Here is a 6,879-nt window from a genome sequence, read left to right as displayed (position 1 = left end):
TCGGCCAGCGCTTGGGTCCGTTGCCCGCCCGCTGACACGCCGTCCTTCCCCACTTTCGAACGGCTCCGGAAGCAGCTCCCCATGGAAAGGACGGGAATAGGATAGCCGAGGTTTGGAGAGCGTGGATAAACAGCCACTATTATTTTTAGATTGGACGCTTCAAGAGTGCTGATTTGCCGATGGCAAAACTGCTGTGCGTGGTTCGACAAGCTCACCATGAGGGAGGTGGGTTGATGGCAGGGAGCCCAGATACAGCAACGTTCCTATCGCGAAGCCTCCGCTTATCGTGCAGCCCACCATCTCCCTCATGGTGAGCTTGTCGAACCACGCACAGCAGCATTGCCATCCGGACGGCTCACAGGCGCATCTATCCCCCCGCTTGTCCGCATGCTATGGGCGATCCATGAGCAAATTCGTTATCCTTCTTGGTGGAGCCGTCCATGTTACGGATCGCCTCCTGCGTCTTGTCGCTGGTGCGCGGGTGCTTGCTGCGGATGGAGGAATCGCCCACGCAGCGCCGCTAGGGCTGAAGCCGGAACTTTGGCTTGGCGATTTCGATTCGACCTCGGAGGAGCTCGCAGCACAATATGCCAAAGTTCCGCGGATGGAATTTCCGTCCGAGAAGGACATGACCGACGGCGAACTCGCCCTAAACGAAGCCTACCGGCTGGGTGCGACTGAAGTTATTCTCTGCGGGGCTTTTGGCGGCGAGCGTACCGATCACGCACTGCTGCATTTGACCATGGCAACGCGGTATGCAGCCGAAGGGAGGAAGCTTGTACTCTCGAGCGGTTATGAAGAGGCGCATCCTCTGGTTGCAGGCGCCTATGACTTCGATTTTGTCGATGGAACCCTTTTCAGCATTGTTGCATTTTCGCAATTAAGCGGACTTTTCATCCATGGCGCGCGCTGGCCGCTTGAAAATGTGGAACTTTTTTTCGGTTCATCGCTTACAGTGTCGAATGCCGTGCGTGGGAATCTCCACGTGTCACTTCATTCGGGTAAAGCGATCCTGATTGCTGCGCCGCAAATCGCCTGACGCTTGTCAAATAAAAGCGGAAAGTGTAATTGTCGGCAGGCAGCATTGGGGACGCAAGCTGATGAGTTTGGTTTTAAAACGGAGAGGTCTTCCATGTTGAAAAGTTTATCCACGATTGCAGTCGCAGGGCTTTTGGCGCTCTCGGTTGCTGGTTGCACGACCAGTGATCAGCGCGTAGCCGGTTATGGCGTTGGTGGTGCGGCACTCGGTGCGCTCGCTGGCGGTGCAATCACAGGTTCAGGCCGTGGCGCACTTGCAGGTGCGGCAATCGGTGGTGCCGGTGGTGCCTTGGTCGGTGCTGCAACAAACAACAACGATGGCCGCCGCTATTGCACTTACGAAAATCGCTATGGTGAACGCTATCGCGCGCCATGCCGCCGCTATTAATTGCATTAGGCTAGAAAAGAGACGGGCCGGAAATTTCCGGCCCGTTTTTTTCGAGGCTGCCAATCTTTCGGCAACTCCCAGCGATCTTTCTTCTGCCGCATTATCTAAGCAGAGTCTGGCTCGTATTATTTCGATGTGAGAGGATTTTAAGATGACAATTCGTTTAACTGCAATTGCGGTTTCTGCAATTCTGGCCCTATCTGTAGCCGGTTGCGCGACGAGTGAGCAAAATCAACGTGCCGGGACGGGCGCTTTGATCGGCGGCGGCGTTGGTGCGCTGGCTGGCCAGGCTCTTGGACATGATACGAAGAGCACCGTCGTTGGTGCAGCAGGCGGCGCCCTTCTTGGTGCAGCCATCGGAACCGCAACGACCCCGAGAGGACAGAGCGGCAACTATTGCCGTTACCAGCGTCGTGACGGGTCCATCTACGAGGCTCCCTGCGAAGGCACTGGCGGTGGTGGTTACTAATCGTAACCGATTAACCTAGAGCTTTTGTGTAGGTAAGCAGGCCGGAAATTCCGGCCTGTTTTGCTTTATGACATTTGACAGCGGCAATAATCTCGCCGACAAGCACGGCAATCTTCGATCGTGGCTTCATTTTCCAGAACTGTAAACTTGTATGGCTCCCCCTCTTCTCCGTCTCGACCAGATAGCGCTGACTTTTGGAGGCACGCCGCTTTTGAGCGACGCTGCCATTTCCGTCAGCGAAAACGATCGCATCGCACTCGTCGGCCGCAATGGATCGGGTAAATCGACGCTGCTGAAAATTGCCGCCGGATTTATCGCGCCGACCGATGGCGAAGTGTTCAAGCATCCGGGCGTCACCGTGCGCTATCTGGCGCAGGCTCCCGATATGGAAGGCTTTGCCACCGTACGCGCTTATGTCGAGGCTGGTCTTGGGCCGGCTGACGATCTCTACCGCGTCAGTTATCTGCTCGAACATCTCGGCCTCACTGGCGAGGAAGAACCAGACAACCTTTCCGGCGGCGAAACACGCCGTGCCGCCTTGGCCAAGGTGCTGGCGCCGCAACCCGACATTCTATTGCTCGACGAGCCGACCAACCATCTGGATCTCACAACCATCGAGTGGCTGGAAGACGAGTTGCGCCAGATACGTTCCGCGATCGTGGTCATTTCCCACGACAGACGCTTTTTGGAGAATGTCAGCCGTTCGACCATCTGGCTGGATCGCGGCGTGACCAAGCGGCTCGACCAGGGCTTCGGGGCTTTCGAGGAATGGCGCGACAAGGTGCTGGAGGAAGAAGAGCGCGACTTGCATAAGCTCGGGCGACAGATCGTGCGGGAAGAGCATTGGCTGCGCTATGGCGTGACGGCCCGGCGCAAGCGCAATATGCGGCGGCTTGGCGATCTGCAATCCATGCGCAGCGAATTCCGTAATCATCGCGGCGCGCAAGGCAAGGCCGTGCTGAAAGCCAGCGATGCGAGAGAGTCCGGCAAGCTCGTCATAGAGGCGGAGCATCTCGTCAAAGCCTATGGCGAGCGGGTTCTGGTCAATGATTTTTCAACGCGGATACAGCGTGGAAATTGTGTAGGCTTCGTTGGCCCCAACGGGGCAGGCAAGACGACACTCCTGTCGATGTTGATCGGGGTGCTCGCAGCGGATAGCGGCTTCGTCAAGCTCGGCACCAATCTTGAGATCGCCATCCTCGACCAGAAGCGCGACAGTCTCAATCTCGAGCAGACGCTGTCGGACTACCTGACCGACGGGCGCGGCGAGAATGTCATCGTCAATGGCGAGCAACGCCACGTCGCATCCTATATGAAGGACTTTCTGTTCCCGCCGGAGCAACTGCGCACGCCCATCCGCGAGCTTTCCGGCGGCGAAAGAGCACGGCTCATGCTGGCGCGGGTTCTCGCACGCCCTGCCAATCTTCTGGTGCTCGATGAGCCGACCAACGACCTCGACATGGAAACGCTCGATCTGTTGCAGGAACTGGTAGCCGGCTTCGCGGGTACCGTCCTCCTCGTCAGCCATGATCGCGATTTTCTCGACCGGACGGTGACGTCGGTGATCGCTCCGGAAGGTAATGGTCGCTGGCTCGAATACGCCGGCGGCTACACGGACATGCTGGCGCAGCGCAAGGAAGCTGCGTTGGCGACGCGCAAGGAATTGAAAACTGCAAAGCCCGCTGGCGGTTCGGTGGAAAAGGCAGTTCCGGCGCAGCGCGAAGACAAGCGCAAGCTTTCCTACAAGCAGAAGTTCGCGCTGGAAACGTTGCCGGGAAAGATCGAAGCGCTGCACGTGGAGATTGCAACGCTGGAGAAAAAGTTGGCGGATCCGCAACTCTTCGCCAAGAATGCGGCGCTGTTCAACAAGACGGTCGATGAAATCAGCAAGAAGCGCCATAGCCTTGAAACTTACGAGCACGAATGGCTCGAACTTGAAATGCTGCGGGAAGAAATCGAAGGCTAATTCGCTTTTGGCGCGAGCTTGGTTGCAAGCGTCTCGATACGGTTCGTAACCTCGGACAGCACGCCGGTGATAGCAGCGTCGTTATTGTCAGCCTTGGCCAGGGCCTCGTCGCGGCTCTTTCGCAGCGCTTCCGCCTCGTTTTCGAGACCCTTGACCCGCATCTGCAATTCGCTGAGCTCATCCATGACCATGATGCCGGCCATGACAGTCAGGCGCAGATCTCCGATTTCGCCAAAAGACGATTTGAGATGCGTGACGTAGCGGTCAAAGCGCTCGGCAAGGCCTGTCAGGTGCTGTTCCTGGCCTTCGTCGCAGGCCATTCTGTAGGCTTTGCCGTCGATCGTAACTGTTACCGTGGCCATGGTATGTTTCTTCCCGGTTTAACTCTTTGTTTTGTCGCATTTCCTGACGGAAAATCGCTTCACACGTTTCCTGGAAATGCTTAGCGATCAAGGACAGTACGGATGGATTCCATTGCAGCCACGAGACGGCGCGAAACTTCCTTGTTTGCCGCTTCCAGGCGCTCGGCGCGTCCTTCCGACGCATCGAGCTCCTGGGCCAGCTTGCGTCGGTCCATGTTCATGCGCTGCACTTCTTCTTCGGCCTCGGCAAAATCGCCTTCGTGCTCCAGACGTGCGTCGACCGCATCCTCAAGGGACGCCAAAGCTTTTGCCAGTCTATCAAGAACCTGTTTGAGGGTGGCTTCCGATGCCATTTCAACGCTTCCCCATGTGTCAATCTTTTTAAACGAATCGCAAAAAGAAGAACAGCTTATCTTGGAGAGTCTAAGGGTTACATCAACGCCACGTCAATCAATCCGCGCCGTCATGGTCCAGTCATGCACCGATAATAATCTCGTGCGACGAATGACCCGTTTGTCGGCAAGGCCATTTTGCCTTAGGTTTAATTGACTCCCTGAAGACACCTGCTATTTGTCGCGTGCCTTTTGGATATTGTCTTTCCGGCATCCAGAGACGGCACTCCTTTCCTCTTCGAAAGACGGTGAACATGACCAATTCTGAGAAATCCAACCAAATGGCCAATGCAATCCGCTTCCTTTCAGCGGACGCGGTGGAAAAAGCCAATTCCGGCCATCCCGGTCTTCCCATGGGCGCAGCCGATATTGCGACCGTGCTTTTCACCCGCTTCCTCAAGTTCGATCCGAAGGCGCCGCATTGGCCCGACCGCGACCGTTTCGTGCTTTCGGCCGGCCATGGCTCGATGCTGCTCTATTCGCTTCTGTACCTCACGGGGTACGAAGACATGACCATCGAGCAGATCGAGAACTTCCGGCAGCTTGGCTCGCGTACGGCCGGTCATCCGGAATATGGCCATGCCGCCGGTATTGAAACCACGACAGGTCCTCTTGGACAAGGTTTGGGCAACTCCGTGGGCATGGCGCTTTCCGAGCGCATCATGAATGCGCATTTCGGCGACGATCTGGTCGACCATCATACCTATGTCATCGTTGGCGATGGCTGTTTGATGGAAGGCATCAGCCAGGAGGCGATCGCGCTTGCCGGTCATCTCAAGCTGAACAAATTGATCGTTTTCTGGGACCACAACAATATTTCGATCGACGGCCCGGTTACCCTCGCCGACAACACCGATCAATGTGCCCGCGTCGAAGCTTCAGGCTGGAATTCCATAAGCGTCGACGGTCACGATCAGGATGCGATTGCTGCTGCAATCGAGAAGGCACACAAGTCCGATAAGCCGACATTCATTGCATGCAAGACGACAATCGGTTTTGGTGCGCCGACGAAGGCTGGTACCAACAAGGTTCATGGGTCGCCGCTTGGGGCCGAAGAACTCGCCGGCGCGCGCAAGGCGCTGGGCTGGACGGCGGAGCCTTTCGTTGTCCCTGCCGATATTCTCAATGACTGGCGTGCCGCAGGTCAGCGTTCCAATGAGGAACACAAGGCCTGGGAAGAGCGCTTGGCCAAAGCCGATTCAACTATTCGTTCCGAGTGGGATCGCCGTTTGAGTGGTGATTTGCCGGATAATTTCGAAGCAACTATTTCGGCCTACAAAAAGAAGCTTTCCGAAGACAAGCCCAAGGTTGCGACCCGCAAGGCTTCCGAGATGGCGCTCGAAGTCATCAACGGAATTGTGCCCGAGACGATTGGCGGTTCCGCAGATCTGACAGGTTCCAACAATACCAAGACCAGCCAGACCAGCAACATCACTCCCGAGGACTACGGTCAGCGCTACGTGCATTATGGCATTCGCGAGCATGGGATGGCTGCAGCGATGAACGGTATCTCGCTGCACGGCGGCCTCATTCCCTATTCGGGGACGTTCCTGACGTTCTCCGATTACGCGCGCGGCGCCATGCGGCTTTCAAGCCTGATGGGCATTCGCGTTGTCTACGTGATGACACATGATTCAATTGGTCTTGGTGAAGACGGGCCGACACACCAGCCGGTCGAACACCTTGCCGCTCTGCGTGCCATCCCCAACAATTACGTTTTCCGCCCGGCCGACGTCGTTGAAACAGCGGAATGCTGGGAATTGGCACTCAAGTCGCGCAAAACGCCCTCGACAATCGCTTTGACCCGCCAGAACCTTCCGACGGTTCGCACCGAATATATTGCGGAGAATATGTGCGCCTATGGCGCCTATGAACTCGCAGCGGCAAGCGGCAAGGCCGAAGTCACCATCTTTGCGACAGGTTCGGAAGTCGAAATCGCTCTCAATGCCCGCACGCAGCTGGAAAAGGACGGCCATCCGACGCGGGTCGTTTCCGTTCCCTGCTTCGAACTTTTTGAACAGACGAGCGACGAGTACAAGCGCGTCATCCTTGGTGATGCGCCGGTGAAGATTGCGGTCGAAGCTGCCATCCGCATGGGCTGGGACAGGTTCATCGGTATCGATGGCATCTTTGTCGGGATGACCGGCTTTGGTGCCAGCGGCCCGATCGAAGCACTGTACGAGCACTTCGGTATCACTGCGGATCATATCGTCGCAGCGGCGGAAGCCAAGTTGAAATAATCCAGACCATTCCTGCATAATCCA

At 56.6% G+C, this 6,879-nt stretch carries 7 protein-coding genes; 5 read left to right on the top strand and 2 right to left on the bottom strand.

Annotated elements, in window-relative coordinates; translation table 11 throughout:
* Nucleotides 1–403 precede the first annotated feature (403 nt).
* From FHS21_RS27855 to FHS21_RS27840, 4 genes are all read left to right on the top strand, one after another.
* The gene (locus FHS21_RS27855; RefSeq protein ID WP_112524620.1) at nucleotides 404–1,039 is read left to right on the top strand and encodes a thiamine diphosphokinase; all 636 of its coding nucleotides are present in this window, start codon (nucleotides 404–406) and stop codon (nucleotides 1,037–1,039) included.
* A 93-nt stretch (nucleotides 1,040–1,132) separates the two neighbouring features.
* A complete protein-coding gene (locus FHS21_RS27850) occupies nucleotides 1,133–1,426 on the top strand; it encodes a YMGG-like glycine zipper-containing protein (protein ID WP_112524617.1) in 294 nt (97 codons plus the stop codon).
* Nucleotides 1,427–1,577: 151 nt separating this feature from the next.
* The gene (locus FHS21_RS27845; protein WP_112524614.1) at nucleotides 1,578–1,895 is read left to right on the top strand and encodes a YMGG-like glycine zipper-containing protein; all 318 of its coding nucleotides are present in this window, start codon (nucleotides 1,578–1,580) and stop codon (nucleotides 1,893–1,895) included.
* 151 nt (nucleotides 1,896–2,046) lie between these two features.
* A complete protein-coding gene (locus tag FHS21_RS27840; RefSeq protein WP_112524611.1) occupies nucleotides 2,047–3,861 on the top strand; it encodes an ABC-F family ATP-binding cassette domain-containing protein in 1,815 nt (604 codons plus the stop codon).
* Here the strand turns inward: FHS21_RS27840 and FHS21_RS27835 are convergent.
* Nucleotides 3,858–4,223, bottom strand: a complete 366-nt coding sequence (locus tag FHS21_RS27835) for a cell division protein ZapA (RefSeq protein ID WP_112524608.1) — start codon at nucleotides 4,221–4,223, stop codon at nucleotides 3,858–3,860. The two genes, FHS21_RS27840 and FHS21_RS27835, sit on opposite strands and share 4 nt — an antisense overlap.
* Before the next feature lie 80 nt (nucleotides 4,224–4,303).
* Nucleotides 4,304–4,576, bottom strand: coding sequence for a DUF4164 domain-containing protein (locus FHS21_RS27830; RefSeq protein WP_112524605.1), 273 nt, complete (start codon nucleotides 4,574–4,576; stop codon nucleotides 4,304–4,306).
* Between the two features lie 293 nt (nucleotides 4,577–4,869).
* Between FHS21_RS27830 and tkt the strand changes: the two genes are divergently transcribed.
* Nucleotides 4,870–6,855 carry a transketolase gene (gene tkt / locus FHS21_RS27825; RefSeq protein ID WP_112524602.1) on the top strand — a complete coding sequence of 662 codons (1,986 nt, stop codon included), beginning with the start codon at nucleotides 4,870–4,872 and terminating at the stop codon, nucleotides 6,853–6,855.
* The last annotated feature ends 24 nt before the right edge of the window (nucleotides 6,856–6,879 follow it).

This window comes from Phyllobacterium trifolii (assembly GCF_014192095.1).
GTDB lineage: Bacteria > Pseudomonadota > Alphaproteobacteria > Rhizobiales > Rhizobiaceae > Phyllobacterium > Phyllobacterium trifolii.
The sequence above is the reverse complement of the archived record's forward strand: the minus strand, read 5'-3'. Positions and strand labels throughout refer to the sequence as shown.

Bases quoted from the DNA above. Each gene is read 5' to 3' on its own strand.
- FHS21_RS27855 (WP_112524620.1), top strand. From the start codon at position 404: ATGAGCAAATTCGTTATCCTTCTTGGTGGAGCCGTCCATGTTACGGAT.
- FHS21_RS27850 (WP_112524617.1), top strand. From the start codon at position 1,133: ATGTTGAAAAGTTTATCCACGATTGCAGTCGCAGGGCTTTTGGCGCTC.
- FHS21_RS27845 (WP_112524614.1), top strand. From the start codon at position 1,578: ATGACAATTCGTTTAACTGCAATTGCGGTTTCTGCAATTCTGGCCCTA.
- FHS21_RS27840 (WP_112524611.1), top strand. From the start codon at position 2,047: ATGGCTCCCCCTCTTCTCCGTCTCGACCAGATAGCGCTGACTTTTGGA.
- FHS21_RS27835 (WP_112524608.1), bottom strand. From the start codon at position 4,223: ATGGCCACGGTAACAGTTACGATCGACGGCAAAGCCTACAGAATGGCC.
- FHS21_RS27830 (WP_112524605.1), bottom strand. From the start codon at position 4,576: ATGGCATCGGAAGCCACCCTCAAACAGGTTCTTGATAGACTGGCAAAA.
- tkt (WP_112524602.1), top strand. From the start codon at position 4,870: ATGACCAATTCTGAGAAATCCAACCAAATGGCCAATGCAATCCGCTTC.